Origin of the sequence: Rhodococcus sp. 05-2254-5, assembly GCF_002258575.1 — a bacterium.
GTDB lineage: Bacteria > Actinomycetota > Actinomycetes > Mycobacteriales > Mycobacteriaceae > Rhodococcoides > Rhodococcoides fascians.
In genome coordinates, this window is sequence record NZ_NOZG01000002.1 from 39604 (window position 1) to 65868 (window position 26265).

Sequence of the window (26265 nt, forward strand, 5' to 3'; positions counted from 1 at the left end):
TGTCGGACCGTCTTGCTGTGACAATCCCCAAGTTCAATATGGGCCAGCCAAACGGGCAACCGGTATGGTTATAGGTATTGAATCAATTTCCGTGCAGGGTGGCCGTCGTTCGTGTCCGTGGGACGACGTTCATGGTCGGGAGCCTCACCCCGAGCACAGGGAGACTGCAGTGGCAACAATCGGTACAGCGATCGAATCCGGCTCGATGCAGACGGTCCTGCTCGAGCCGACCTCGGGGGAGGTGCTCGCGCACTCCACCACCTCGCTCGACCCCGACGTGACCGCCGTCCTACCGCGCGCGATCTCGGATATGCGTGCCGAGGCAGCAACGCTGAACGTGTCGGTCGTCGCCGTCGCCGTCGTGCATCGGTCCGAGTCCGAGCGCGCCGAACTCGCCACGGCAGTGACCGACGAGTCGACGGTGTTCGTCTCGGCATCCCAGTCGTTCCTGTCCTGGTTGGCCCGTACGAAGGACCTCGCCGACGCGAGCACGGTGCTGCTCTATTACATGGGCGAACACGGCGTATGCATCTCTCTCGCCGACGCAGCCGATGCCACGCTCACGCCCGCCAAGAATGCTGCCCTGGACTCGATGTCCCCCGAACGAATCGGCAGCACGATTCCGCTGGCCTGGGAAGTGGTCGACGAATCCGGCAAGAAACCACAGGCGGTGGCGCTGTTCGGAGACAGATCGAGCAACCGGGACTTGATCGACATTCTCTCCCTCGGTCTCGGGGTGCCCGTCGTGCGGGTGGGTGCCGCTGATCGGGTCGCCGCCTGCGGGGCGGCCTGGCTCGCGTCGGTTTCGGTCGAGGATCAGGCCGCTCTCGTGGAAACTGAGAGGGCCGACGACGCGGAAGAAGCCGCAGTGCCGGAGACGGTCCCTTCGGTGGTGCTCACGTCCCCGGTGGCAGCAACGGGCAGGTCGAGTTCAGCGACCGGCGGCCGCAAACTGATCTTTGCTGCGGTGCTGCTCGCCGGGGTGGCCTCGGCCGGTGTCGCCGTTGCAGCCACGCTGCCGAGTAATGGGGATGCGACCGCCGGGCAGAGCGTCGACCGACGCAATGGCGGTGCCGATTTGGCCGGCGCAACGCGATACGTCGATCCGACGACAGTTGCGCCGATTGCGCCTGGGCTTCCGGCCGACGCCCTGCCGAAGACGCTCCCGCCCACGGCGGATTCAGCCCTTGAGCCGACGACCACACCGCCGACTGGGACGACGCAGCAGTGGACTCCACAGCAAGGGACTCCACAGCAAGGGACTCCGCCCTCCTGGGTGCCGCCGGGCGCTGCGCCTGCAGGTACCCCGAAGCCCGCTGCGGCGACTGTGGATCCGCCGCAATTGACTGTGCCCACCGTCGTTCCCGAGCCGGGTAAATCCCAGGAGCAACTCGAGCAGGAAGCCTGGGATCGGCACTGGCAGCACACAGGTGAGTGGATCGCGCAGGAATTGGCCGGAGGCTGACGTGTCGCTTCGGTAGGTGCGAGCAAATGACAGACTGGCGAGAGCCCGTCTGTCATTTCTCGTCTGGAGGAACCATGCCGACCGATGCACGCCCCGCCGACATTCGATCCGCGATCGCGAAGTCGATGTCTCGCGCGAAATCGGAGCTGGCAGAACTGGTCCGGTTCCGATCTGTGCACGATCCTCGGCAGTTCCCGGTAGAAGAATGCGTCGGTGCAGCGCAGTGGGTGCAGCGGGCGTTCGTCGACGCCGGAATTCCCGACGTGCAGTTGATCGAGACCAGCGACGGCTCACTGGCTGTCGTCGGTTCGCGGCCGGCACCGGCGGGAGCACCGACCGTTCTGTTGTATTCGCACTACGACGTCCAGCCTCCCGGCGACAGAAGCTGCTGGGACAGTGAGCCTTTCGAGCTGACCGAGCGTGACGGTCGGTGGTACGGCCGAGGCGCGGCCGACTGCAAGGGCAACGTCTTGATGCATCTGCTGGCGCTGCGCGCGGTGGGGGAGTCGCTCGATGTCGGCGTGCGCATTGTCTGCGAGGGTTCTGAAGAGATGGGCACGGGCGGGCTCGAAGCACTCGTCGACGAGCGGCCCGAGTTGTTCGCTGCCGATGTCGTGGTGATCGGGGACACCGGCAACACTGCGGTGGGTCTGCCGACGGTCACCACCACCCTGCGTGGGATAGCCAACGTCGTCGTACACGTGGAAACGCTTGCCGGAGAAGTGCATTCGGGAATGTACGGGGGACCGGCACCCGATGCGCTCGGCGCACTGATCCAGGTTCTGGCAACTCTGCGCAACGAGCACGGTGACACCACGGTCGACGGTCTCGATGGCGCACAGACCTGGGATGGCGTGCCCTACGACGCCGAGCAGTTCAGATCCGACGCCGGGGTGCTCGACGGAGTCGCTCTGGCGGGTTCGGGAACCGTGGCCGACGCGGTATGGGCGCGCCCGGCTCTGACCGTTCTCGGAATCGACTGCCCACCCGTCGTGGGCTCGGCCGCTGCAATCTCCCCTCGAGCCTCGGCACGGCTGAATTTGCGAGTTCCGCCAGGGATGGATCCGCTGCAGGCGCAGGACGCGTTGGTGGCGCATCTGGAGGCACGTACGCCGTGGAATGCGCGCGTCACCGTCGAGCGAGAGGCCATCGGTCGTCCGTTCCGGGCCAGAACGGACGGCCCGGGCTACGCGGCGTTGTCAGGTGCCTTGGAAGAGGCATTCGGACGTCCCATGGGGACGGCTGGGCAGGGCGGGTCCATTCCATTGTGCAACGCGTTGGCGGAGGCGTTGCCGGACGCCGAGATCGTGCTCATGGGCGTCGAAGAACCCCGATGCCGGATCCACGCCCCCAACGAGAGCGTGGACCCGACGGAAATCGAGAAGATGGCCGTCGCCGAGGCGCTGTTCCTGCAGCGGCTGGCCGGTTCAGACAGCTAGGTCGCGGCGGAGCTTGGCGACGTGGCCGGTGGCGCGAACGTTGTATTGAGCCACCTCGATCTTGCCCTCCTCGTCGACCAGGAACGTCGAACGAATGACGCCCTCGTAGACCTTGCCGTAGTTCTTCTTCTCCCCGAACGCACCCCAGGCCTGCAACGTCGTCTTCTCCTCGTCGGAGAGCAGGGGGAATGTCAGCTCCTCCTTGTCGCGGAACTTGGCGAGCTTGGCCGGCTTGTCGGGGGAGATGCCGATGACCTCGAGGCCTTCGCCGTTGAGCTCGGCGAGGCTGTCGCGGAAGTCGCAGGCCTGCTTGGTGCAGCCCGGGGTGCTCGCGGCGGGGTAGAAGTAGACGATCACCTTCTTGCCGGCGTAATCGGCGAGAGAGACATCGTTGCCGTCGACATCGGGCAGGGTGAACGCCGGAGCGGTGTCGCCCGGCTCGAGCTTGCTGTATTCGGTCACCGCACGAGAGTATCGAAATACCGCCGTGCTCTAGGCTCGAGTACGACCAAGACTATTTGCAGACAAGTTGGAGGACACGTGGCCAAGGACACCGACCGAATCGAGCGCGAGATCGAGGCCGCTCGCAATCAGCTGGCCAGCACGCTGGACGAGCTGAGCGTCCGTGCCAGCCCCAAGAACATCGTCGCCAACACCAAGCAGACGGTGGTGGCCAAGCTCAACGAGCCGGCCGTGAAGTTCACTCTGCTCGGAGTCGGCGCAGTGGTAGCAGTTCTCGTGGTTCGCAGGATCTTCAACTGACGCAACAGGTGCCTTGACCAGCCGATTTCACATCTGGCCGCATCTGCTGTTAATGTTTCTCCCGCACCGCAGAGAACACGCGGTGCGGATCGGCGCCATTAGCTCAGTTGGTTAGAGCAGCTGACTCTTAATCAGCGGGTCCGGGGTTCGAATCCCTGATGGCGCACAACCAGTGCCCCTGAACAGCGTAATCGCTGGTCAGGGGCACTTTTTGTTGTCCGGGTACGTGTAGGCGACCGCAAGCTTGGCAAGAATGGACAACTCTGTGACCTGCGGGTTCGCAAGCGCCGGAGGGCGTTTCGGAGACTTGACTCTTAATCGCAAATATTGGGAGTCAAGTGCGGCGGGAACGCTGCTGACCTGCGCGGTCTTGCGTCACCTTGGACAGCCGGGGCGCGAGTGGACGCCTGTGGACGCCCAACTCATCAGTTACCCATCTTTTTGGCCGAAAGAGTCGAGCGTGAATCGGAAGTTTGGTGAGCAATCAGCGTGGTCGATCGGGCCGGTTCGAGCCGTTGCTCGTCCGACAGCTGAGTCCAGCAAATCCTGTTTGGTTCGGCGGCGCGGGTAGGAATCGGACTGGAGCCGGCGTTCAGCAACCCCTCGTGGTCCTTCTGACGGGTTTGTTCGGTGCCGGCATCGAAGACCTTCATAGTGGTATTGCGTTTCACAGCGGCGCATTTCGACCAGACAACGTCGACGACAAGTGCGCGGCCGATATCCGAGTGGTAGGCGCGGAAGGTGCCCGTGTCGCAAGCTTGGAAGGAGGTCGTCCTCGTCGATGCTCCAGGTCCGTCACACGGTTGGGTTGGGGCCTCGTTTAGTCGTGAAAGCGTGCTTTGTCGAAGCGAGGTCTGATGTCGAGCGACGGCAGATAGCCAATAGACTTTGGTGGACCGGTACCTTCGTGCAAGGGATACACAGGTGCGAAGTAGATGGACCCGACCCGATCGCGCCTACTGCGCCGTATGGATGTAATGAACTCCGATAGATGGCGAATGCAGGCATTCTTTTCGCTGACCAAGCGGTGCGCGCGAATGCGCTCTGTCGGTGAGAGCAGTTAATCTTTGAGTGGCCCAGGCCGAAGGCAACGACGTGGCCGACCCTGCGTAGGAGGTGCACTTGCCGGAGAACGTTTTCTGGGCGTTGCAGAACGAGTATCGGGCGTCCGCGACCGCTTGGATCGACGGGGCGACGCAGGCGCTCAGCCGAGAATTGCATCCGCTTCTCGCAGGCATACCCAACGAATCGATGGGAGAACTGCCAGCCGAAGACGAAAATCGTGTAGGCGACGATGAACTCGCATCGCCATTGCTTCGAGTCGTGGGCGTCAAGCATGAGCTCAGCATCCATGCGGGAGACGTCGTCAGAGGTGATGTCGACACATTCCTTACGTTGATATTTGAGATGGCGGACTCGCTCGGAACCCAACTGACGGAGGGCATAATTGCCCATCTCGACGAAGTCTGTGAAGCGAGCGACCAGTCGATCGACGCTACGGGTCGGGACATTTTTGAGGTCCTGATCGAGGCCGCCGAGATGGTCGAGTTTGGCTTCGACGAGACCGGCAACCATGATCTGGCCTTGGTTCTCCATCCCGACACGGCCGGACGTCTTCGCGACAAGACGCCGACTCGGGAACAAGAGGAACGGCTCCAAAGCGTGATAGCACGCAAACGGGAGGTGTGGAATGCTTCGCGACGTCGTCAAGAACTTCCTTGAGACGCTCACTGAACGAGATTTCGATGCGCCATTGCTCGCTCTCCTTTCCGCGCAGGGTTTCATTGATGTCCATTTCATCCACGGCGCGTTCGAGTTCGGGAAAGATGTAATCGCCAAGCGATTGGACGAGGACGGACTAACACTTCGTCAGTACAGCATTCAGTCAAAGGCTGGAGACCTGGGACTGTCGGAGTGGCGCGCGGTCAGGCCACAACTAGAGGAATGCGAGTACAACACACTGGCTCACCCGAGCTTCGATGCGGCACTGCCGAGAGTCGCAGTTTTAGTTACAACGGGTGTCCTGAAGGGGGCTGCATCAACTGAAGCGCAAGCGTTTGGAAATGCTTGCCGCTCGCGCGGACTCGCCGATTTCACCGTGTGGGATCGCGAAACCATCTTGGAATGGTTGTGCCAAGACCCCACGCTCGGGCTCTCCAGTCGAGGTGACTCAGCGGACCTACTGGACCTCCTGTCCTCTGTTGCACGTAAAGACATTAACGAACCACGGTTAGAACGGTTTTCGCGAGCGTGGATCGACCGACCAGGAGACGACAGTCGGACTTGTGGCACGGCTATGATCGAAGCCGCGATCATTGTCCGCGAACTTACGAATACTCATCGGCTCGATCTCGCTGCCTACACAGCGCTGCATCTGTACAGGGCGACGTGGACCCCGGCGAGTCAGGATCACGAGCCTGCTCTGCGGCGAAGCCGAGACGCAGCGGTGCGGCTATTCGTTTCGGTTTCGACGCAATTGCTAACCCAATTTGAACCCATACTCGGCGATCCGCTGAGTTTGGCGGGACAAACAATGGATCTAGGCTACGTATTCACGTACCCGGCCCTGTGCAGTCGGGTTCTTGAGGTACTCAGCTTGTTGTGTCTCGTCGCAGCTAACGGGCATATTCGTGAACGTGCGTCGACGGCAGTGCTGGCGTTGGCCCGCGGACATGACGGCGCAGCGCGACCGCCCTCAGATCAATTCGCCGTTGGAGTACTTCCTGCAGTCGTGGTTCTGGCCGCGGCCGACAGAGTGATCGCCCGGTCGTATCTGCGGAGGGTCTCGCAGTGGATGCTCGATTCCTACGACCAGAGAAAGTCCGGGCTCGGACTGGGCGGGATCGATGAGAGTGAATCCGTTCAGTTCGAGAGGATAGCCGGGGGTAGGACAACTTTTACGACACTTGAGTGTCGGAGATCGAGTTACTTGGTGTGTGTCGTGCTTGACGCACTTTGGGTTCTAGGGGAGGGGGAGCTCTACGACGCAGTCAGACAGAATGCGTTTGCTGTAGAGATCGTGCCTTCGGCTGTGCGGGCGGGCGAGGAACATTCGCGATGGCGTCGTGGCGGAGAGAGAGTGTATCCCCAGCCCAGAGTCAATTATCCTGAGTGGTCGGAACGCCCTGGCACCGATCAACAGGACACCCAAGAGGCGCTGGATTCAGTGCTCCTCGCGGCGGTAGCGCGTAACAGGCACGACCCGGGAGCTTACAAGGTGTTGCTCGACCAGCAGAGACCTTCCCGCCAACCCGGGTTGTCGGAAGGTAGTGCCACCGCGGACGACGCGTGAATCAATATAGAGGCAAAGTAGCCAGTCGGTTCTAGCTCGGATACTGAGCAGGACGCGAACGCGTGCCATTGAAGTTTGCGTGGGACCGAATGGACAGCGGTTCCACCTGTGTAGAAGTCCGGTCGTATCGGCTGGCTGCTAATCTGTGCGGCACCACCTCCAAGACCATCAAACGCATCGCAGACCGCTTCGAAGCCGAACGAGCAGTTCGCCTGCGAGGGTTGATTGCCAGACGGTTAGCACGCCGTGACCGACCTGTTCACGTGCCGTATCGACAATTCGAAGGCCAGGATCTCGGCGAGGCGCATTTTCGATTGCCTGCAAAGCCGGCTACGACGGGGCGGACCGTAAACTTCCGGCGTTTCGCGGTGGAGGAGAAGGCGACGTAGCGGGCTGAGCACCACCGCTGCCGCCGCCCGCGATGAGGGGGCCGGGCGACCAATTGGTCATCGACTGGGCCACCGTCGGAGGTGAGGTATCCGAGCGAGAAATGCGATACCGATCGAGTTGTCGTCCTTGAAGTTCTCGACCATCAACCGCGCGTCGAGCAGGCTTGCCCAGTAGTCCAGTTTAAAGCTTCCCCTCCGGAGGCGGTTGTTGAAAGTTTCGTTGTGCCCGTTGTTCAACGCCGTCTCTGGCGGGATGTAGGAGATGCCAAGCCAGTCCAAGCAGAACTGTCGCAACAACTGTGAAATGAACTCCGGACCGTTGTCCTTCCGTGGCACCTGCGGCGGACCGCCGGATCCTCTGCGTTCCGCGTTATCCGGTCTCAAAGCTCCAACCCAAATCGAAGGACTCACCCATGGGCTTCAGGACTGTGGTGCGAACTAACCCGCCTACCGTGCTCTCCATCCTCCAATCCCTTACGGTGTCGAGAAAGACCTTCTTCAATTCGCGGAAAACGAGACTGCCCTCGTCAATAGTCATGCCCCGGACGTGTTTCACCGTATCCAGGTCTCGCACATCGCGCTCTTGCGCGGATTGATAGACGCAGTTCAGCACCATCGGCTTGGAAAAAACCTGGTCCGGCCGCGTCCATCTGCGGTAGTACCGCATCGCTACTGGACCGAGGCCGTCGAGATCAAAACCTGCTACGTGCAAAGCAAACTCATGCCCTGTTCCGTTGTCGTAGATATCGCACTCCACCTCGAGCTCGGCGATCGCAGCCGCGTCTAACGGATATCCCCAAGTTGCGGCGTCGTCGATCGCAGCTTGATGGGCAGCGGTGCAGCGACCGCAATCGGCAAGCATGCGCTGTCGAATCGCCAACCAAATGGCATCACCTAGATCCTTCACTGTCCGAGGGGGCCTTGCTGAGCCGTTGCTGATTGCTGCAGCAACTACGTTGATTGCAGGCACGGGCGCGGCGCTCGTGTCGCCACCCGGAGTGAAGTCGCTGCGCCCGGTAACCATCACCACCGCAGACGCCATTTGCGCATATGCGTCACCTCGGTGGGTAAGCAGCTTGACGGTGTCAAATGAGGATTCAGAGTCGGAACTGTGCGTGGTCATGCTGTCTGCCATGCAAATGATGGCATCGCTCGACAGCGACGTAGGCAAGAAGTGTCATGAGTCAAAGGATGCCTGAACTGCGTGGCTAAAGCATGTCGGTGTGTCAGCCAACTATCGAACTAGAACCTGCTCCGTAATTTCTGTATTGCAGATGGGCGCGCTCTAAGACAGGCCGCGAGAGCTCCAACGACCCGCGACAAGCGGCTGTCACATCCCTGATGGCAACGGCCGATCCCGGCCACCTAGCTGGCGGCCGTCCTTTCAAGAACGATCGTTGCTGAGGTCACACGTCCGTTCGCCGTAAACACTGCGACGGTCAACGTGCTTGGTGATTACGTCGACCGTCGACGCAACTCGGGTCAAGCAAGACTGTCCTTTAGCTTGCCCGCGTAACCCGGCCGACGATCTGGCTGTTTGACGACGCGACTCGCGGCTGCCGGGTCCGCAGCGTACGGGTCTCCGGGGTCGAAGTTAGCCTGGCGTCGGAATCACTCGTTAAGACCCAGAAAGTGAGGTGCCCGGAGCGTCGCCCTGGTCAAGTTTACCCGTCGGACTTATTGCCCATATCGATTGTGTTTCGGAGGTATGGGCTTCCAATAAAGCCCGTATTGTCAATGTTTATACCTAATCCCGCGTGCCCGATTCAGGAGTTCTTCCAAGAAATCTTCGGCAGCTTGTTTCGGATCATCATGTTCTGCAACTATCGGTGTAATTCCGCGTGCGGCTAACAACAATTCTTGTACGGCGTTTGGGCGTGCCAAAAATATAAAGGATTGGGGTTTGGATTTGCTCAGTCCGTACTCCGACCACTGCTGCTCTAGGCGGTAGAGTAAGTACCGCATGTTAATATCGTTGAGGCTGTATCCAAAGTATAAAATCGTGCTGCCAAGCACGTCGGCACGAAGTTTTAAGTCTAGTGGCGACTCGAAGCTCATACGTCCGAAGTAGCTTGATTCGGTGAGTACTAGAGAATCGTCGTCGTCAAAATCGCCGTGAAATTTTACAATCTGGGTCGTATCAATCGGAGACCTTGCTATATCTGCAACATTGGCTACTTTGTAAAAGGGCTTCTTCCAATGCTCAAAAGACTTTTCAAGCCACCGGTCGTAGTTGGATGTGTAAATCGATCTGAATCCAAGATCAACAATCGCGTGGTGTATCCGAGATTCCTCAATCTTGATTGATTCGGCATGCCAGTTAGTATCCATCCAGCTTCTGAGTGGACCGAGGCGGCCCTCGTTGACCACGCTGTAATACTCCGTCAGTGTCATGAAATCGCCCGCAAGCTGGAACAGTTCAGGATCGAAGTCGAGGTCGTGGGCAAGTTTATCAAGCAGATTTGAGAAAGATGGAAGTCCCAAGTTCATAGAAAGCCCGGCACCCGCGAACAATATTGCTTTATCGCTGCGCACTGCATCGACTAAAGCCGTCGGTAACAACATTATCATCCTCGCTTTAAGTGGACGGCGAATTTGTCCAGGGCTCTGCGCCGCATGGATATTTCATTTTTTACATCCGGGCCCAGGCTCGCAAATGTTTTCTCATATCCCTCGGGAATGAAAATGCAATCCCACTGGAAGCTGCGGTCGCCGTCAGGCTCAGGTGCAATCGTTCCAGAAACTTCGCCTTCGAAAAGTTTGACCTGCATCAATTTTGGGTCGACGTACCCAATGATCGTTTTTGCCGTGACTGCGCTGCCTCCGAAGAGCTCGGAAAACTTGTCGGCTTCGAGGCTATCCCAAAAAAGCTGGGTCAATCCGCCGGGTAGCCCATTCATTTGCTCGAGGTAGAGCCCAGTGTGTTCAACGAACAGTTCGCGACCGACGATCTGGAAGGCTCGAATCGCTTTGTCCTTGACAAGCTTAGTTGTTTGGTTGGTTTGTAGCTCATCTACCTGCTCGCTGATCTTCGTGACGGACACGCCAGAGGGTTCCAGTATTTTTGCGGCCTCGGCCAATTTGTGCGAATTTCTCGAGAGAAATCGGATTGTTCGCCTTTCACGTTCGTCTTTTTCGCTCATCTCTCACCTGGTTCATTGCTCATTGAAGTATGGTACCCGTACGCTTGCTCCTTCGGTATGCCCTTAAAGTCGGTCGAACTGCTCGAGTTCGAGGTGTCGGACGTCGACTTTGATCGGACCGTGCCCCGCGGGGTCCAAACCTGCAATCTTGGCTGGAATTGCTATGACCAGGCGGAGCCCGCCATTGTGAAATCAGGTAGACTCGTGCGGTCACGGCAAGTCCATAGAACCAGCTGCTGTCGGTGCCAAGACTTGGAATGATCCTAAGGTTCATCACAGCCGTCGCTGAGTGCGGCAAAACGAGTGTCAGGTGATGGCTTTTCGGATCAACTCGCTGTAACCGAAGTAGAGGTGTATTAACCCCAACATCGAAACCATAAAAGCGTGTTGCTTGTGGTCATGGGAAAACTCGTCTTCCGCCAGTTCCTCGTACTCTTCGGAGTGTTTGCCGAAGTGGATCAATTCTCCGTAGTTGAACAGATTAATCAGCTCTGTCGGGTTCATTCCTTCGTAGTTTGCGTGGTCGCTAGGGTTTGGGCAATCATCCTTCTCAAGTACCATGCGTGCCACGATATTCTTGAGATTCCTATTAATCAGCTTCCCCCGAGCGGCTCGCCACTTTGCAAGCAGCATTATGCGGTCATCTTTGAAAACGTCAGTCTGTGTACGCGCGTGCTTCTCCAGGATGTTGGACACTCGGCTAAAGTCTGGGTCACCCGACGAAGAGTGATGTAGCTGTCGGAATCGAACCGAAAATCCGACAATCACTTCGTCATCTGCGACCACGGTTTCGTGTGTAACCTCGCCGTTGCTGATGTTCATCGTGAAGCCACCTTTGTGGCTGACCAGTGTGTACGGCGCGACCGTCTGAGCGACGGTTATGAACCGCCGTAGCGACCTTAGATCCTCAGGTGGCAGCGTCGTCTCGAACGACGGAAAGTCTCTTGGATCGTCGAGATCGAACGCGTACGTCAGGAGCTGCCACTGATGATTGAATCCGGTCGGGTCCGATGCCAGGTGAGACAGCGGTGGGTCAAACTTGAGAGGCACGGGCAGAACGGAGTCCTCGTAGGCTGTCGCCGTGAGTGTGAGGGTTCCACCATGCTTCTTCCTTGAGTGGGCGGAGGTGGGCAGTTCCGGCAACGGTGTGCGCGAACGCGCAGGCTGGCGGTGAGGTTTGGGCGGCCGATTCTTATTCTTCCGACTTGGACGCTTTGCCACTCATATCCTCCTGTTAAGGGACCTGTCGGCCTGTTAGTAAGCCTAATGAGGTTTCGCACCTCGCGCCAATGCTTACATGCGTGGTGAAAACATTCGTTCACGGCGTCGGAACCGGTTCGGGAGTGGTGACGGAAGGTCCATCCAAGCTGTTAATGCAGACTGGTTACGTATAGCTGGTGGTCGTTGTTGTATCGCCCGCGCATAAGGTGGAACGGGATCTGCGGGGTTGATTCATGCCTATCGGGTGTTGTTGTTGCTGCGGGCCGTAGGGCAGACCACGGATGCAGGGTGCCGCAGCGGTCGATTGCGGCGTCTCGGTGTCGCTCACCCTGAGGTGCGCCAGATCGTGAAAGATGCGCTGAATCTGGGATGCGCGCCGGCGGAGTCCGCGTGGCGTGTTGCTTGAGTATGCCGCTCAGCTCATCAACCATGACGTGAGGATGAGCCAGTTGCCTGGCTGGGCAGGCAAAAAGACGGAATGGTCTTCTACCCGCAAAGCGCCGGTTTCGAACCGAACACGCTCCGGAAATACTTTCGAGCTAGGTGCGCGTGGACGATCGCGAAGTAGTCGTAGCGGTGGGCGGGCCGGGCATCTCCCGGGGTACCGTGAGCTCAGTAACTGCTAGTGGATTTCTGGTCATCTCATTCAATCGTGGTGGAGTCGAATGTCCAGGGCGGTCCGTTTAGACGATGTCGGTTCTTACGGGACCCAGGTGCACAGGGAAGAGGTCGACGGAGGTCTTCTTTTACTCATCACTTTGAGGCGTATTCGGGTGGATTTACGCGGACGCCGATGGTCACTCGATTCGCCGAGCACCCAGCTCAACAGGCCGATGATGGACGCCGGTGCATCCACTTGAATTGTCATCTCTCGTACAGCGGGTCCGGGGTTCGAATCCCTGATGGCGCACAGCGAAATGCCCGTTCACCAAAAGTTGGTGAACGGGCATTTTTGTTCGGTAGCCCGCGTCGTCAACCCACTCGACCGTCTCCGCCGCTGAGTGCTCGGATCCAGTCGAGCGGCAGGGAGAAACAGTCAGCAACTCGGCCGGCCACCACACCCCTTCGAGTCGCTCATCGCTCGGCATCTCGCAACAGCCGGCGGTACTCGGCTGAGCCCTCCACTATTCGAGGGAGTCGCCGACCTTGAACTGTCCGTCGCGCAACAGTTCCTGAGTAAGTTCGATCCCAGTGTGGTTGACGATCATCGCTATATAGACCTCCAGCGTGTGAAACAGGCGGTCGGGCATCGGACCCTCGCCGTCGGGGTCATCGCCAGCTTCACGCATGCGATCTCGCCAGGGGCTGTCAGGTTCGTCGAAACCCGGCCCGTCCTTCAGGAGCGCATCGAACATTGCTGTTCGAGCACCGTCGACCCACTGGGCGAAATTGCTGTGGCCGACCTGAGTGGCGAACGTGAGGGCCTCGCCACCGATCGACAGCGGCACCATCAGCTCATCGGCCAACCCTGCCACCGACGGTGCGACCGCCAGAACCCAATCACCCACCTGTGCAACGCCGACGACTTCGACATCTGCATTGACACCTTCCAGGCCGATCACGGTGCCGGTCCTCGACGTGGTCAGCGCATCGAGTACCGCTTCTGCATCGTCGTGACGGACGACAGTGAAAGACACACCGGTATGGACCCATTCGTACTCTTCGGGGATCCACGTGAATTCTTCCCAGGTTGCAGACATGGCCCAATCCTCACACGGTCGACCCAGCGATTTGCGCCTTCGTAGACGGCTCTTCCAACGTGACTAAACAGATTTCCTGCAAAGCTGTGCCCATGGCGTTCACCATCAGGCTCACGACTTCGATCGCGGCCAACCCCGCTGACGTGTTCGATCTGGAGTCGGATGCAATCGTTCACGCCGAGTCTCAGGGAGCGTACGGAGAGAGCGTGCGAGTCGATTCGAAGCGGAGTGCTCTTCGTTTGGGCGATGAAATCCACATTCGTTCCAGGCATCTCGGTGTGTGGTTCACCTTGACCAGCCGCATCACCGAATACGAGCCCGCGAGATATTTCGTGGACGAGCAGGTCACCGGACCCTTTGCCTCGATGCGCCACGAGCATTTCTTTCTCGCACGCCGGGGTCACACGCAGATGGTCGACATCATGTCGGTCGAATTCCGCGGCGGACGACTCGGCGCTGCGATCCTGGATATTCCAGGCAAGCTGTATCTCCGGCGCGTCCTGTGCGTTCGGAATGCGTACATCAAGAAGTGCGCCGAAGCGAAGCGTTGAAGCGACGGCTGGTAGGGGTCTGCAAACTTACACCGACACAACGGTTCTCGACCCTGTTTCTCGCCCCGTTCGGCTGCATTCGGTTCGAAAGATGCTGATCGGTATTTTTTGATGCAGACTGACAACCCGGACATAGTTCACGCGAACCAGGAGGATTGCCATGCGATCGACCAGTCGGATTCTGATCGGAGCGCTGCTCTGTGCGCCAGCACTAGCGGCGTTCCCAGCGACGGCATCAGCGGCGCAATCGACAGACGTGACGTATGCGTTCGAGGTCGACGGATCGACGGTGACCAACACGATCACCAACAACTCCGGTAGCGACCTGGCCTGCGGCACATCGTTGGCTCCGGCACCGGGCGGAGTGCTGCCTCCGGTGTGGGAGGTCGTCGGTAACGGCCAGTCGCTGTACTCGACCGACGACGGGGGCCAGATCGGAATCAGCACCCAACACGTCACCGATATCCCGGCCGGCACCTATGTCGCGCTCGCATCGTGCGGTACCGAAGGCGTCGATCCGACAACAGCGTGGGTCTCCGATTACCCCGGGCTGTCCGACGTCCTCGCGACTTTGCCGTGGAACTCGTTTACCGTGCAGCAGGCTTCTCCGATCGTGACGATCGAAGACTGAGCGCCTGCACTGGGATTCGAGCCTCGGGAGCCGCAACCACCGAGGTGTCGCTGCCCCGTTCTTGTGGACGGTCAGCGGCCCTTGGATCGGAGGAAGTCCGCCACCGTGGTGACGGCGGCGGGGTTGCGTGGTCCTTCGACGAGCGCTGCGTAGGGGAGGGCAATGATGTTGTTCTCACGTACGGCGGTGGTGCCGGACATCAGTGGCTGTGCACGGAGTTGCGCGATCTTGGCGTCCACCGAATTCGACGGTCCGGCACCGTAATCGACGATGACGATGAACTCGGGGTTCCGTTGGGCTGCGGCTTCCCAGGACGCGGTGGTCCAGGAATCGTCGAGGTCGTCGAAGATGTTGCTGCCACCGGCTTCTCGGATGATCTGCGACGGAGCTGCGGTGCGGCCGGAGGTGAAGGGCTCGGGATCGGCGCTGTCGAACAGGAACACCCGCGCCGGGTCTCGGCCGTCCGGAGCCCCGGCGTTCGCGGCACCGATCTGGTTCTCGTAGTCGGTGACGAGTCGGTCGGCCCGGTCACGAACTCCGAAGAGGTCGCCGAGGTTTCGTAGGTCGGTGTAGAGCGCGTCGAGGGGTTCCATGACTCCGCGTGCAGTACTGCCGGGTTGCCGGCATGCTTCGGTGAGTTGGTAGGGAACTGCGCCTATGCTGCGGATCCAATCGGGAGTCACGCCGGTCGACTCCTTGTAGCCGTAATTCCAGCCGGCGAAGACGAAGTCCGGGTTCGCCGACTGAATCACCTCACGGGTGAAGGCGTCGGCCAGTTCCGGCGCCGTATCGAAGTTGCTCTTCCACGGCGAGGAGTCGATGTCTCGCTCCTTGCCCGGGTAGCTGGTGTATCCGACGAGGCGGTCGGCGAGGCCGAGGGCGAACATCATCTCGGTGATGCCGGTGTCGTTGGTCAGTACCCGCTGTGGGGTACCGGTCACGGTCAGCGGCTCGCCGCAGTTGGTGACCGTCACCTGATCGCCACCCTGCTCGGTGGCTGTGTCGACCTGGGCTCCGCACGAACTGACCAGTGCTGCAACAGCGGTCGCGGCAATGGCGATCGTGCGAGGCCGGCGAAAAAGGTGGGTCATCGAGTGTCCTTGTCGTCGAAGAGAACCTGGGGAACTCCCAGGCGTGGGTGGGTGACGATGTGTCCGCCGATCCCGAACCAGGTCGAGAGCACCTTCTCGGTCACGACTTCGTCGGGTGAACCCGCACAGACGATGCGGCCGGCGTGAAGTACGACCAAGCGGTCGCAGAATTGGGCGGCGATGTTCAGATCGTGAAGCGCGGCGATCACGGTGATCTGCAGGCTCGCAGCGGCGCTCAGCACTGCGTATTGGTGTCGTATATCGAGGTGATTGGTGGGTTCGTCGAGCACGAGCACGTTCGGTTGCTGGGCGAAAGCCCGTGCGATCAGAACGCGTTGGCGTTCGCCTCCGGACAGGGACAGGAACGATCGGTCCAACAGATGTTCCACGTCGGCGACGGTCGAGGCACGAGCGCACGCGTCGTCGTCGCGGGTGCGGTTGCGTCCGAACGTGGAGTTGTGTGGAAGACGTCCGGTGGCGACGACCTCGCGTGCGGTGAAGTCGAAGTGCATCGAGGAGTCCTGGGTGAGTGCTGCGACCTGACGTGCGTTCTCTCGCATGGTGATTGCGGTGATGTCGCGGCCACCTACCTCGATGCGTCCGGTCGAGGGCTCGGTCGCTCGATACAGACACCGCAGCAGTGTCGACTTGCCGCTCCCGTTCGCGCCGACGATGCCGACGATGCTGCCGGCGTCCAGGCTCATGGTGATGTCGTCGATGATGCGGGTGCCGCCGATATCGACTGCGACGTCGTCGTAGTCGACGCGCATCAACGGTCGCCGATCATCGCGCCGCGGCGACGCATCAGCAGTACGAACGCCGGAACTCCGACTGCCGCGGTGATCGCCCCCAGGGGGAGCTCCTGCGGCGGTAGAACCGTGCGGGACACCAGATCCGCGGTGACGAGGAAAGCCGCACCCAGGACCGGGGTGATGACGACAAGCCTGCTGTGGTCGGCCCCGACCAGTAAGCGTGCCACGTGAGGGACGACCAGACCGACGAATCCCACTGCGCCACAGATCGACACGTAGCACCCTGTCATCGCCGCTGATGTCACGAAGAGAGACAACCGTAGACGTGTCGCGTTCAAGCCCAGGGCCGCGCTGACTTCGTCTCCCATCGACAGCGCGTTGAGTCTGCGTGCCGTCAGAGCGGTCGCGGCTACTCCGGCCGCGGTGACGGCGGCGGCCAGCGGGACGCTGGCCCAGGTGGCACCGGCGAGGCTGCCGAGCAACCAGAACATCACACTGCGAGCGCCGTCGCCCTCAGGTGCCAGGAAGATCAGCACGGTCGTCATTGCAGAGAATCCGTAACCCAACGCGGTACCCGTCAGGACCAGGCGCAGTGGCACCAGCCCTACCGGGGAGCGTGCCATCAGATACACGAGGGCGGTTGCGGCGAGTGCGCCGAGGAATGCTGCACTCGAGAGCGCGTAGATGCCCAGGGCACCGAAGGTGCCGAACAGAACCACCGACGTCGCGCCTACCGATGCACCCGACGAGATTCCGAGAACGTAGGGATCTGCGAGTGCGTTGCGCACCATCGCCTGCACCACCAGTCCAACCACAGCCAGACCTGCTCCGATGACCGTCGCCAGCAACACCCGAGGCAGCCGAGAATCGACGACGATGCGGTAGTCGGGGACATCGCTGACGGCGATCGTGCCGCCCGACAGCTGTGCCCACAGGTAGCCCATCGCGTCGGTTGCCGGGATGTGCGCGGCCCCGAACATCAGTGCCGAGAGTGCAGACACCGCCCAGATCGCGGCGGCGAGCACAGTGAGGGGCAGGACCGATCTGGACTGCATGCGCAACTTTCTCCGCTGATCCCTGACCTGGCGACCTGCGAAAAGCACGGCTTCCGAGGCGAATCCGCGCAGCGCGAACGACGACCTCGTCGACCGTGTCCCTCGGGATCGACAGGCGACCACGCCGGCGGCGCAGCCGCGGTGGCAGGTCTTCGGACTCGCGGACACGCCATCCGACCACCTTCTCGGACGACTCCTATTGGCGGTCGCTTCCCGGGACGAATCCCAGTGCTCGATGACCGCGGTCGTTTCCACTCACCGCTGCGGGGCAGTTCCGGGTTTTCACCGGATTCCCTCTTACGATCCGATGACCAGCACGGCCATCGAAAACCAACGCCCACGCACGATAACAGCTCATGCGTGACGCGTTGTGTCGGTCGGCTTCGGTGCAAGTCAGCGGATGTACTTCGCGGCGGATGAGGCGAAGCGTCGGGGAGAGTAGTAGTTTTCTGCCCACCGTCCACTGGAATAATTGAACCTTCATCGACGCTGATGGGTTCGTCCATCCCGAATCGAGAGGTACCCAATGCACCTGGGCGTAGACAGCTTCGTCTCTTCCGTGACCGATCCGACCGACGGCCGCGTCATCGCGCCGGAGGAGAGGATGGGGCACCTGCTCGAGGAGATCGCCCTCGCGGATCAGGTCGGTCTTTACTCGTTCGGCATCGGTGAGCACCATCGCAGCGAGTACTACGACTCCGCTCCGTCGATCATTCTGGCCGCAGCAGCCGCGCGCACCGAGAACATCCGGCTCGGCAGCGCGGTCAAGGTACTCAGTGCCGACGATCCGGTGCGAGTGTTCCAGGAGTTCGCCACTCTCGACCTGATCTCGAAGGGCCGGATCGATTTGGTGGTCGGCCGAGGCTCGTTCACCGAGTCTTTCCCACTGTTCGGACTCGACTTGGCCGATTACGACTCCCTGTTCGCCGAGAAGCTGGATCTCCTGCTGCAGCTTCGCGACAACGAGGAGATCACGTGGTCCGGCAAGCACCGGCCGGCGCTGAACCGTCAGGGGATCTATCCTCGTCCGCTGCAGGATCCGCTACCCATCTGGGTCGGTGTCGGCGGAACCCCCGAATCGTTCGCTCGTGCAGGGCTTCTGGGCCTACCCCTGATGATCGCCATCATCGGTGGAGAACCGCGCCAGTTCGCGCCGCTCGTCGACCTGTATCGACGCGCGGGCGCGCAAGCGGGTCACCCGCCGGAGAAGCTGAAAGTCGGATTGCACGTGTTCGGATTCGTCGCCGACACCACCGAGGCGGCAGCCGACACCATCTACCCGGGCTGGAACGAGATGTTCACCAAGATCTCTCGCGAGCGCGGCTTCGCTCGACCGAGCCGACAGCAGTTCGACGCCACGTCGGGACCCAACGGTGCGTTCTTCATGGGAGACCCGAAAACCGTCGCCGACAAGATCGTTCGGGTAAGCGAGCAACTCGGCGGTGTGGATCGACTGTCGCTGCAGATGACCAATCCGCGTCTCGCCCACGGTGATCTGTTGCGCGGCATCGAGCTACTCGGTACCGAGGTCGCTCCGCTGGTCGCCGACGCGTAAGCGGCAGCGAGCGAGAATCAGTTCGCGGCCCATTCCATTTCGTCCACACCGGCGACGGGAGTGGACAGCGAACGTATCTCGCTCGCGTACATCGTGCGCTTGATTTCGCCGAGTACGGGGCCGCGGGTTCCGATCAAATCCGTTGCCCGCGAGAGTGCGTCGTCACGCAGCCGATCCTCGGTGGACACTGCGTCCACCAAGCCGAGGGCGGCTGCGTCCACTCCGCCGTAGCGTCGGCCTGTGGTCAGTGCTTCGTGGAACGTGTGCGGGGCGAGCTTGGCTCGGACCATATCGACTGTTCCCGGGCTGTAGGTGGCACCGATGTTGACACCAGGAAAGCACAGGAAGCCGCGATCGGAGCGCATGACGCGGTAGTCGTGTGCCATGACGAAAAATGCGGCACCCCCGTAGGTGTGCCCTTGCATGGCCGCCACCGTCTGCATCGGGAGGGTCAAGAACCGCACCAGCAGTTCCTGGACCGTTCCGATGAACCGGTTGATCTGGTCCAGGTTCTCGGCACCCCAGGACAAGTCGACTCCGGTGGAGAAGTACTTGCCGGTGGCCGTCGTGACCAGTGCAGTCGGGCCACTACTGGCTTCTACCTCGTCGAGCAGAGCGTTGACCTCGGCCACCCAATCCGGCCCCATCCGGTTCTCGGTGTCCTCGACGTCGCGAGTGCCGAGATTCAATACGAACACGTCCGCGACACGATCCAGGTATGGCATGTCCCGAAGGTACCCAGCTTTCGTTGTTCTACCCCACAGCGACAGAAGGCAAGTGTGTTTGCCGGCGGGAGCACCGGGTAGTTGTATCAGTACAAACGATCGAACGGAGGACCAGCATGCCCACCAACGATGACCAGCCCCAGCTCAAGGACCAGGATCTGTACGAGAAGCTCCGTGACGAAGGAAACTCGAAGGAGAAATCGGCGCGCATCTCGAATGCCGCGGCCAACGAGGGCAGGAAGAACGTAGGCAAGAAGGGCGGCGAGTCCGGATCGTACGAGGACTGGACCGTCGACGAACTGACCGATCGAGCGAAGGAGATCGGCCTGGAGGGCTACTCCAAGCTGAACAAGAAAGAGCTGATCGAGGCGCTACGCAATCACTGACGTCATTCCGGCCGCAGAGACGAGTAGTACTCCTGCTGTGCGGGGTAGTAGTCGTCGAAGCTCGGCAGCGGTGCGGCGTCCCTGGATGCGATCAGCATGTCCAGGTAGTACTCCCAGCCCGGACCTATGTCGCCGATGCCGTCCGTGCTGTCGAGGCCGTGGGTCAACACGACGAGTGTGTCGCGGCCCTTCTCGGTGAGCCTGACCTCGAGCGGCCAGCCGCCCTCGTCCGACATACGGACGGCCAGTCGTTGGGGCGGCTCGCAGGCGTCGATTGCCATGTCGGCGACGGGTTCGCCGTCCTCGAAGATCATGGTGACGCGGATGCTGTCGTCCGTCACTCGTTCCCAGGGCCCGAACCACAACGCGGTCCGAGAGGATTCGGTGAGGCTGGCCCACACGTCCTCTCGTGACGCGGCGACGGTTCTGCTCAGCTCGAGGGCGTAGCCGGTCTCGGTCTCGCGCAGCGTGCCCGTGGGTATCGGTGCCATCGGGTCATTATGCGTCGTGCGACGATCCACCGTCGAGCACTCATCCTGTCAATCGGTGAAATCGATCCGCACAGATATCGGGTCGGTCTGGAGGGCGCGAAAACCTGCGCCGATGAGCCGCCTGAACAGTGGGTTCGCGGAAAAGGTACGCGCTCGCGCACTGACGTCATCCTCGGGTACGAACGTAGCTGTGCCCGCTCGCCACCGATCGCCGACGCGAATCCTGATACGCGGCTCGTCGCCGATGTTGGCTCCCCAACCGGACCTGGTTCCGTGCTGGGAGATCACCCACGCTCCTGCCCGGTCGAACGACGCAGAGACCGGTACCTGTCGGCGCAGACCGGACCGACGGCCCACGGTCTCGATGTCGGTGACCAACGATGTTCTGAATCCGACCGACGTCAGCCCGTTCACGAGCGGGTTGGCGACGTGCTTTCCGATCCACCGCTCCCGGCGGAACTTCGCGGCTGCGGCGGACGCTGTCGTGGTGCCCCCGGCGCGCCGACTGCGAAACGCGTCCCAGCCGTTGCGCTGCACCATTGCTATCGCTGTTCGCCAGGCGGGGCGTCCCGAATCGGGTTGCTTTCCATCGCCGATGAGCTGCAGTTGGTCGGTGTGCCACTGCAAGTCCAGAGCGCCGTTGATCTGTTTGAAAGCACCAGCTTTCGACGGAACTCGCAACGCGACGAGCGGAGTCTCGACCCGATCCAGTGAGCCGTCGACCAGTGAACGGGCTACTGCCGGGGCGAGAGCAGTCGGGCGACCGAGACCGACGACGTCGCACTCTCCCGATCGTACGGCCGCACTCATCACCGAGCGGGTGCGGAAACCACCGGTCACTGCAAGTGGAACGCTCCCGGCTGCCTCGCGCACCGTGTGGGCGTATTCCAGGAAGTAGGCTTCGCGATCGCGAGTGCTGGAGGTGCCCATCATCGCGGGTGATTCGTAACTGCCGCCACTGATTTCGATCAGATCGATCGCTTCCTCGACGAGATGCTCGACGGTGATGCGAGATTCCTCTTCGCTGAATCCGCCGCGCTGGAAGTCTGCGGAGTTCAGTTTGATTCCCACTGCAAAGCCGGGGGACACGGCCGCTCTGATGGCGCGCACGACGTGAAGAACGAATCGCATCCTGCCGTCGAGGTCTCCGCCCCACGCGTCCTCGCGTCGGTTCGACAGTGGTGAGAGAAACTGGGACACCAGGTATCCGTGGGCACCGTGGAGCTGCACACCATCGAAGCCGGCCGCCTCCGCTACCGACGCGGCCAGGGCGAACCTGTCGATGATGTCTCGAATCTCGTTCTCGCTCAACGCACGCGGTGTCGGTAGCCCGGGTACGCCGGACGCGATGGCAGACGGGGCGACGGGCGTGGCACGGGTGACGATCGGATTGGCCTGTCTTCCAGGGTGATTGAGCTGCACCCAGATGGGGACGCCACCGTCGGAGGTCGATTTCGCCCAGCGCGCCAGCGCATCGTGGTCGCGGTCGTCTTCGATGACGACGTTGCCGGGTTCGCCCAGGTGAGATCGGTCGACCATCACGTTGCCGGTCACCACCAATCCGTAGCCACCCGCGCCCCAATGGCGGTACAGCGTTTCGAGCCGGGTATCGGGCGCGTGCTCGGCAGTCCCAAGGCCCTCGCTCAAGGCCGCTTTCATCACGCGGTTCGGAAGGGTCTGCCCGCAGGGAAGTGGGAGCGGGGTGCTCAGTTCGACGACGTCGGTCTCGGTGGGCATGGCGTGACTCCGGTTCAGCGATAGCGTGACGGGATATGATTGCCGTCATAGTCACACGCGACTGTAGATGTAACTCGGTGTCACGTCAATGATCGTGTTCGGAAAGGTGATGGATGGCGAATCGAAGCAGTGCTCGTGAGGACATGCTGCGCAGTGCGGCGCAGTTGTTTCGGCAGCGCGGAGTCGAAGCGACTTCGTTGGCCGACGTCATCGAGCACGCAGGTGCGCCGAGAGGCTCGATCTATCACCACTTTCCACGGGGCAAGCCTCAACTGGTCGAGGAGGCCACGCGAACGGCCGGCGCGGCGATGGGGGCAATGATCTCCGAGGGGTTGGCTCAGGTCGGGCCGGCGGCGACGGTGCGCGCGATCATCGAGGGCTTTCGCAGTGAACTGTCGAGCACCGATTTCGTGTCCGGTTGCCCCATTGCTCCTGCCGCACTCGAGGGGGCGAATTCCCCCGGTGCCGTCACCGCGGCCGGGGAGTCGTTCTCGTCGTGGGAAGACACGATCGCCGCATCGCTCTGGCAGCACGGGTTGACGAGAGAGCGGGCCCAGGCGCTCGCGACGTTCTCCATATCGGCGATCGAGGGTGCGCTGATCGTGGCGAAAGCGCAGCGATCGACCACCGCGCTGGATCGGACCGAGGGGGAGTTGTTGGCTCTGCTCGACGCGGTCCTGGACGCAGCGGGCGGGCAGAGTTACCGATAGCGACTATTGCTATAACGCCGAGTTACAGTTACTTTCCCTTCAGGAACTATGTCATCCGTCATAGCCGGAGGGGATCTCATGCCGTCACTCACCACTTCTCGACACCGCGTAGAGGGTACGAAGCTTCGCGGCCGATATCTGGCTCTACTCGTGATCTGCGCAGCGGAGCTGCTCGTCGTACTGGACAACACCGTCGTCAACGTCGCCCTGCCGTCGATGGGGCTACAGCTACGCGCCGACATCAGCGGCTTGCAGTGGGTGGTCGACGCCTACACGCTGACGTTCGCGGGATTGCTTCTCGCTTTCGGCCACCTCGGAGACCGATACGGGCGCAAGAAGGTGATGATCATCGGCCTGGCGGGCATTGCGCTGATGTCGGTGGGCGGCGCGGTCGCCGCCGACCTCGGGCAGGTCGTCGCCGCCCGCGCCGCGATGGGAGTCTGTGCGGCGGCAGTCTTTCCGGCCACGTTGGCTCTCATCATCAATATCTTCACCGACGCCAAAGAGCGAGCGCTGGCCATCGCAGCGTGGACGGCGATGGCAGGTTTCGCCATCGCCATCGGTCCGACAGCGGGCGGCTTTCTGCTGGAGCACTTCTCGTGGCATTCGGTGTTCTGGATCAATGTTCCGGTTGCCCTGCTCGTTCTGGTGGCCGCACTGGCCTGCGTTCCGGAGTCGAGGGCCGAACATGTGGGCAAGTACGACCCTGTCGGAATCGTGCTGTCCTTGACGGGCATCACGGTCGTGGTGTGGGCGATCATCGAAGCGCCGCACAACGGTTGGTTGTCACCGGCGAGCATCGGAGGCTACATCGCCGGATGCGTCGCGCTTGCTGCGTTCGTGTGGTGGGAGTTACGAACACCGTCTCCGGTACTGGACCTGAATCTGTTCCGAATCAGACGATTCTCGCTGCCCGCCTTGGCCATTGCTGTGGGGTACTTCAGTATGTTCGGCTTCCTGTTCATGATCACCCAGTATTTTCAGGGTGTCATGGAGTTGACGCCGTTGCAGTTCGGCGTTCATTCACTGCCGTTCGCGGTATCCATCGCGGTCGGGGCACCACTCGCCACACTGATCGCGCAGCGAATAGGAACGACAGCCGTCATCGTCTTCGGACTCGTCGTGATGAGCATCGGCATGTTCATTGCCGGCCAGGTCGAGGTCGAAACCCCGTACCTGGGACCGGTCGTCGTCTCGATGATCTTGATGGGCCTCGGGTTGGCGATCGTGCAAGGCCCGGCCACCGAATCCATCATGTCGTCGGTGACGCTCGACGAAGCAGGTGCGGGCTCGGCGGTGAACGACACCACCCGTGAGGTGGGTGGAACACTCGGCGTCGCGGTGCTGGGCTCGATCGTCGCGTCGATCTACACCACGAAAGTGGGCCCCCGAATCGACGCCATTCCCGATGCAATCATGGAGCCCTACCAGAAGGCCTTTGCCCGTGAGACCGTCGTCAGCGTCATCGAAATCGTCAAAGCGCCGACCAACCCGATCTTCACGACGCAGAAGGCGGAGCTCGTGTATGCGATGAAAGCCGCGTCTCTGGAGGGATTTCAGCTCGCGTCGTTCGTCACCGTCGGGGCCGCCATGGCATGCGCGATCGCTGTGGCGCTCTTCTTGCCATGGCGGCGACCCGAAGGAGACGGGGTGCTGTTGGCGTGGCGGGCGTCGAAGTCCGAAGACCCCGAGATCAGTTGAACGGGGTGCCCCCGGTGACCGCAATGGTCTCGCCTGTGATGTAGCTGGACTCGTTCGAGGCCAAGAAGACGTAGGCCGGAGCCAACTCCGCGGGCTGGCCCGGGCGGCCCAACGGAACCGTCTCGCCGAACTCGCCGTACTTCTCGGCAGGCATGGTCGCAGGAATCAGGGGAGTCCAAATAGGTCCGGGCGCAACGGCATTGACTCGAATGCCGCGGCCGGCGAGGTCGCCGGCCAGGCCCTTGGTGAATGCGACGATGCCCGCCTTGGTGGTGGCGTAGTCCAGCAACTCCGGCGACGGATTCGATGCCTGAATCGAGGTGGTGTTGATGATGGTGGCGCCCGCACCCATGACGGCGGCGGCGTGCTTCGAAATCCAGAACAAGGCATACAAGTTGGTCTTGAGCACACGGTCGAACTGGTCGGTGGTGATATCGGCGATGCCGCCCATCTGGGCCATCTGGAACGCGGCGTTGTTGACGACGATGTCGAGGCCTCCGAGAACCTCCACGGCAGTGTCGACCAACTTGGTGCACTGCGTTTCGTCGGTGAGGTCGCAGGCGATCGCTCGGCCCGACCGTCCAGCGGCTTCGATCAGGTCGACGGTCGCTTGGGCATCGGGGCCCTCGGATTCGAGATGAGCAATGTCACATCGGCACCTTCTCGTGCGAATGCCAGCGCCACCGCTCGTCCGATCCCGGAATCACCACCGGTGATCAACGCTTTTCGGCCGTGCAACCGATCCGAACCCCGGTACGACTTCTCGCCGTGATCCGGTGCGGTGACCATGTCGCGAGTCAATCCCGGATGCTCGAGCTCGGGCTGGTCGTCCCGATCGGGCATGGAGAAAGCAGTGGTGGGGTCGCTCTTGGTGAACTGGTCGGACATTGTCGATCCTTGCCTCGTGTGAAGAGGACCCATTGCGGCAAAACGAAAGCCGCCCCAGTTCTCGAGACGATTCACGGTCGTTACCGACTGGAGTCGCTGTCCACACGAGGTTTGCCGGTTGTACCGGCACGCAAACCTTGCGAATCAGCGCGCGGAGGGATCTTCCCCGATGAAGCTCGCACCCACCGCATCGAGCACCCGGCGCGCCGGCCGGGTAGGAGCGAAGACCTCGACGCGTCCGTCGGAACGTTCGACAGCATCGACGATCACGCTCGCGGCACCCGAGTACATGAAGTCCACCGCCGACAAGTCCAGCAGCACAACTGCATTGCCCCGTAGGGCACCGTCGAGGGCGTTCACCAAATCTGCTCGTGCACTCATGTCCAGCTCGCCGACGGCGCGAACAACGGTCAGATCGGGGGAGTAGGACTCGATACCGATCGAGTGGCGTCGAGCGGGGGCGGTGGAGCGAACATCGGTGAAATCGGAAACAGTCACGGTGCGAACCTCTCAGTTCGGGTGGCCTATCGAACCGGCGTGCTCGGTGTGGAACCCGAGGGCTGCAGGTTCCGGTGCACGCT

At 61.3% G+C, this 26265-nt stretch carries 25 protein-coding genes, 1 tRNA gene, 1 pseudogene and 1 riboswitch; of the genes and pseudogenes, 12 read left to right on the top strand and 15 right to left on the bottom strand.

Annotated elements, in window-relative coordinates:
- The first annotated feature begins 169 nt into the window (after window positions 1–169).
- Window positions 170–1465 carry a hypothetical protein gene (locus CH278_RS01165; RefSeq protein WP_094620989.1) on the top strand — a complete coding sequence of 432 codons (1296 nt, stop codon included), beginning with the start codon at window positions 170–172 and terminating at the stop codon, window positions 1463–1465.
- Between the two features lie 74 nt (window positions 1466–1539).
- Window positions 1540–2904 carry a dipeptidase gene (locus CH278_RS01170; protein WP_094620990.1) on the top strand — a complete coding sequence of 455 codons (1365 nt, stop codon included), beginning with the start codon at window positions 1540–1542 and terminating at the stop codon, window positions 2902–2904.
- Here CH278_RS01170 and bcp read toward each other — a convergent pair.
- The gene (gene bcp, locus CH278_RS01175; protein ID WP_094620991.1) at window positions 2893–3366 is read right to left on the bottom strand and encodes a thioredoxin-dependent thiol peroxidase; all 474 of its coding nucleotides are present in this window, start codon (window positions 3364–3366) and stop codon (window positions 2893–2895) included. The genes CH278_RS01170 and bcp overlap by 12 nt on opposite strands.
- Window positions 3367–3444: 78 nt before the next feature.
- Between bcp and CH278_RS01180 the strand changes: the two genes are divergently transcribed.
- Window positions 3445–3666 (top strand): DUF3618 domain-containing protein, encoded by a 222-nt coding sequence (locus CH278_RS01180; RefSeq protein ID WP_027497653.1) that lies wholly within the window; start codon window positions 3445–3447, stop codon window positions 3664–3666.
- Between the two features lie 92 nt (window positions 3667–3758).
- Window positions 3759–3832 (top strand) — tRNA-Lys (locus CH278_RS01185).
- A 259-nt stretch (window positions 3833–4091) separates the two neighbouring features.
- Here CH278_RS01185 and CH278_RS01190 read toward each other — a convergent pair.
- Window positions 4092–4319 carry a hypothetical protein gene (locus CH278_RS01190; protein WP_094620992.1) on the bottom strand — a complete coding sequence of 76 codons (228 nt, stop codon included), beginning with the start codon at window positions 4317–4319 and terminating at the stop codon, window positions 4092–4094.
- Between the two features lie 469 nt (window positions 4320–4788).
- Here CH278_RS01190 and CH278_RS01195 point away from each other — a divergent pair, with 469 nt between their 5' ends.
- Together CH278_RS01195 and CH278_RS01200 are read left to right on the top strand one after the other, a co-directional pair.
- Complete coding sequence (locus tag CH278_RS01195) at window positions 4789–5388, top strand: hypothetical protein (protein WP_143536194.1); 600 nt, start codon at window positions 4789–4791, stop codon at window positions 5386–5388.
- Window positions 5357–6958 carry a hypothetical protein gene (locus CH278_RS01200; protein WP_094620994.1) on the top strand — a complete coding sequence of 534 codons (1602 nt, stop codon included), beginning with the start codon at window positions 5357–5359 and terminating at the stop codon, window positions 6956–6958. Before CH278_RS01195 ends, CH278_RS01200 begins: the two co-directional genes overlap by 32 nt.
- Window positions 6959–7717: 759 nt before the next feature.
- On the opposite strand, the gene CH278_RS01210 is transcribed toward CH278_RS01200, so the two are convergent.
- The 5 genes from CH278_RS01210 to CH278_RS01230 form a co-directional block, all read right to left on the bottom strand.
- The gene (locus tag CH278_RS01210; RefSeq protein ID WP_094620996.1) at window positions 7718–8482 is read right to left on the bottom strand and encodes a hypothetical protein; all 765 of its coding nucleotides are present in this window, start codon (window positions 8480–8482) and stop codon (window positions 7718–7720) included.
- Window positions 8483–9081: 599 nt separating this feature from the next.
- Window positions 9082–9912 carry an SIR2 family protein gene (locus CH278_RS01215; protein WP_094621191.1) on the bottom strand — a complete coding sequence of 277 codons (831 nt, stop codon included), beginning with the start codon at window positions 9910–9912 and terminating at the stop codon, window positions 9082–9084.
- A 2-nt stretch (window positions 9913–9914) separates the two neighbouring features.
- Window positions 9915–10490, bottom strand: a complete 576-nt coding sequence (locus CH278_RS01220; protein ID WP_094620997.1) for a non-canonical purine NTP pyrophosphatase — start codon at window positions 10488–10490, stop codon at window positions 9915–9917.
- Window positions 10491–10796: 306 nt separating this feature from the next.
- Window positions 10797–11711, bottom strand: a complete 915-nt coding sequence (locus CH278_RS01225; RefSeq protein WP_143536195.1) for a hypothetical protein — start codon at window positions 11709–11711, stop codon at window positions 10797–10799.
- Between the two features lie 1124 nt (window positions 11712–12835).
- Window positions 12836–13411 carry a DUF6461 domain-containing protein gene (locus tag CH278_RS01230; RefSeq protein WP_094620999.1) on the bottom strand — a complete coding sequence of 192 codons (576 nt, stop codon included), beginning with the start codon at window positions 13409–13411 and terminating at the stop codon, window positions 12836–12838.
- Here CH278_RS01230 and CH278_RS01235 point away from each other — a divergent pair.
- Window positions 13402–13962, top strand: a complete 561-nt coding sequence (locus CH278_RS01235; RefSeq protein WP_143536196.1) for an SRPBCC family protein — start codon at window positions 13402–13404, stop codon at window positions 13960–13962. The genes CH278_RS01230 and CH278_RS01235 overlap by 10 nt on opposite strands.
- A gap of 160 nt (window positions 13963–14122) precedes the next feature.
- Window positions 14123–14593, top strand: coding sequence for a hypothetical protein (locus tag CH278_RS01240; RefSeq protein ID WP_094621001.1), 471 nt, complete (start codon window positions 14123–14125; stop codon window positions 14591–14593).
- A 71-nt stretch (window positions 14594–14664) separates the two neighbouring features.
- On the opposite strand, the gene CH278_RS01245 is transcribed toward CH278_RS01240, so the two are convergent.
- From CH278_RS01245 to CH278_RS01255, 3 genes are read right to left on the bottom strand one after another with little or no spacing between them, the layout of a single operon-like run.
- The gene (locus tag CH278_RS01245; protein ID WP_094621002.1) at window positions 14665–15684 is read right to left on the bottom strand and encodes an ABC transporter substrate-binding protein; all 1020 of its coding nucleotides are present in this window, start codon (window positions 15682–15684) and stop codon (window positions 14665–14667) included.
- Window positions 15681–16454, bottom strand: coding sequence for an ABC transporter ATP-binding protein (locus CH278_RS01250; protein ID WP_032368248.1), 774 nt, complete (start codon window positions 16452–16454; stop codon window positions 15681–15683). Before CH278_RS01250 ends, CH278_RS01245 begins: the two co-directional genes overlap by 4 nt.
- Window positions 16454–17491, bottom strand: coding sequence for a FecCD family ABC transporter permease (locus CH278_RS01255; protein ID WP_094621192.1), 1038 nt, complete (start codon window positions 17489–17491; stop codon window positions 16454–16456). The genes CH278_RS01250 and CH278_RS01255 overlap by 1 nt, the downstream gene beginning before the upstream one ends.
- Window positions 17492–17617: 126 nt before the next feature.
- A riboswitch (cobalamin riboswitch) is annotated at window positions 17618–17841 on the bottom strand.
- 176 nt (window positions 17842–18017) lie between these two features.
- On the opposite strand from CH278_RS01255, the gene CH278_RS01260 reads away from it, so the two are divergent.
- Complete coding sequence (locus CH278_RS01260; protein WP_094621003.1) at window positions 18018–19046, top strand: LLM class flavin-dependent oxidoreductase; 1029 nt, start codon at window positions 18018–18020, stop codon at window positions 19044–19046.
- 17 nt (window positions 19047–19063) lie between these two features.
- On the opposite strand, the gene CH278_RS01265 is transcribed toward CH278_RS01260, so the two are convergent.
- Window positions 19064–19771, bottom strand: coding sequence for an enoyl-CoA hydratase-related protein (locus CH278_RS01265; RefSeq protein WP_032368246.1), 708 nt, complete (start codon window positions 19769–19771; stop codon window positions 19064–19066).
- Window positions 19772–19887: 116 nt separating this feature from the next.
- Between CH278_RS01265 and CH278_RS01270 the strand changes: the two genes are divergently transcribed.
- Window positions 19888–20157 carry a DUF7218 family protein gene (locus tag CH278_RS01270; protein ID WP_027497643.1) on the top strand — a complete coding sequence of 90 codons (270 nt, stop codon included), beginning with the start codon at window positions 19888–19890 and terminating at the stop codon, window positions 20155–20157.
- A gap of 2 nt (window positions 20158–20159) precedes the next feature.
- Here CH278_RS01270 and CH278_RS01275 read toward each other — a convergent pair whose 3' ends face one another.
- Both CH278_RS01275 and CH278_RS01280 read right to left on the bottom strand, forming a co-directional pair.
- Window positions 20160–20648: an SRPBCC family protein gene (locus CH278_RS01275; protein WP_037146609.1), complete on the bottom strand. Its 489-nt coding sequence runs from the start codon at window positions 20646–20648 to the stop codon at window positions 20160–20162.
- A gap of 48 nt (window positions 20649–20696) precedes the next feature.
- The gene (locus CH278_RS01280; RefSeq protein ID WP_094621004.1) at window positions 20697–22385 is read right to left on the bottom strand and encodes a nitroreductase family deazaflavin-dependent oxidoreductase; all 1689 of its coding nucleotides are present in this window, start codon (window positions 22383–22385) and stop codon (window positions 20697–20699) included.
- Window positions 22386–22498: 113 nt separating this feature from the next.
- On the opposite strand from CH278_RS01280, the gene CH278_RS01285 reads away from it, so the two are divergent.
- On the top strand, window positions 22499–23095 hold the full coding sequence (locus tag CH278_RS01285) for a TetR/AcrR family transcriptional regulator (RefSeq protein WP_256991792.1): 597 nt from the start codon (window positions 22499–22501) through the stop codon (window positions 23093–23095).
- 78 nt (window positions 23096–23173) lie between these two features.
- Window positions 23174–24796: an MFS transporter gene (locus tag CH278_RS01290; RefSeq protein WP_094621006.1), complete on the top strand. Its 1623-nt coding sequence runs from the start codon at window positions 23174–23176 to the stop codon at window positions 24794–24796.
- Here CH278_RS01290 and CH278_RS01295 read toward each other — a convergent pair.
- Window positions 24789–25684: pseudogene (locus CH278_RS01295) on the bottom strand (SDR family oxidoreductase). The gene CH278_RS01290 and the pseudogene CH278_RS01295 sit on opposite strands and share 8 nt — an antisense overlap.
- A 144-nt stretch (window positions 25685–25828) precedes the next feature.
- On the bottom strand, window positions 25829–26182 hold the full coding sequence (locus CH278_RS01300) for an STAS domain-containing protein (RefSeq protein ID WP_027497637.1): 354 nt from the start codon (window positions 26180–26182) through the stop codon (window positions 25829–25831).
- Between the last annotated feature and the right edge of the window lie 83 nt (window positions 26183–26265).

Excerpts from the sequence above, each read along its gene's own strand:
- CH278_RS01170 (WP_094620990.1), top strand. The coding sequence starts at position 1,540 with ATGCCGACCGATGCACGCCCCGCCGACATTCGATCCGCGATCGCGAAG.
- CH278_RS01190 (WP_094620992.1), bottom strand. The coding sequence starts at position 4,319 with ATGAAGGTCTTCGATGCCGGCACCGAACAAACCCGTCAGAAGGACCAC.
- CH278_RS01200 (WP_094620994.1), top strand. The coding sequence starts at position 5,357 with ATGCTTCGCGACGTCGTCAAGAACTTCCTTGAGACGCTCACTGAACGA.
- CH278_RS01210 (WP_094620996.1), bottom strand. The coding sequence starts at position 8,482 with ATGGCAGACAGCATGACCACGCACAGTTCCGACTCTGAATCCTCATTT.
- CH278_RS01215 (WP_094621191.1), bottom strand. The coding sequence starts at position 9,912 with ATGTTGTTACCGACGGCTTTAGTCGATGCAGTGCGCAGCGATAAAGCA.
- CH278_RS01220 (WP_094620997.1), bottom strand. The coding sequence starts at position 10,490 with ATGAGCGAAAAAGACGAACGTGAAAGGCGAACAATCCGATTTCTCTCG.
- CH278_RS01230 (WP_094620999.1), bottom strand. The coding sequence starts at position 13,411 with ATGTCTGCAACCTGGGAAGAATTCACGTGGATCCCCGAAGAGTACGAA.
- CH278_RS01240 (WP_094621001.1), top strand. The coding sequence starts at position 14,123 with ATGCGATCGACCAGTCGGATTCTGATCGGAGCGCTGCTCTGTGCGCCA.
- CH278_RS01245 (WP_094621002.1), bottom strand. The coding sequence starts at position 15,684 with ATGACCCACCTTTTTCGCCGGCCTCGCACGATCGCCATTGCCGCGACC.
- CH278_RS01250 (WP_032368248.1), bottom strand. The coding sequence starts at position 16,454 with ATGCGCGTCGACTACGACGACGTCGCAGTCGATATCGGCGGCACCCGC.
- CH278_RS01255 (WP_094621192.1), bottom strand. The coding sequence starts at position 17,491 with ATGCAGTCCAGATCGGTCCTGCCCCTCACTGTGCTCGCCGCCGCGATC.
- CH278_RS01260 (WP_094621003.1), top strand. The coding sequence starts at position 18,018 with ATGCACCTGGGCGTAGACAGCTTCGTCTCTTCCGTGACCGATCCGACC.
- CH278_RS01265 (WP_032368246.1), bottom strand. The coding sequence starts at position 19,771 with ATGCCATACCTGGATCGTGTCGCGGACGTGTTCGTATTGAATCTCGGC.
- CH278_RS01270 (WP_027497643.1), top strand. The coding sequence starts at position 19,888 with ATGCCCACCAACGATGACCAGCCCCAGCTCAAGGACCAGGATCTGTAC.
- CH278_RS01275 (WP_037146609.1), bottom strand. The coding sequence starts at position 20,648 with ATGGCACCGATACCCACGGGCACGCTGCGCGAGACCGAGACCGGCTAC.
- CH278_RS01280 (WP_094621004.1), bottom strand. The coding sequence starts at position 22,385 with ATGCCCACCGAGACCGACGTCGTCGAACTGAGCACCCCGCTCCCACTT.
- CH278_RS01285 (WP_256991792.1), top strand. The coding sequence starts at position 22,499 with ATGGCGAATCGAAGCAGTGCTCGTGAGGACATGCTGCGCAGTGCGGCG.
- CH278_RS01290 (WP_094621006.1), top strand. The coding sequence starts at position 23,174 with ATGCCGTCACTCACCACTTCTCGACACCGCGTAGAGGGTACGAAGCTT.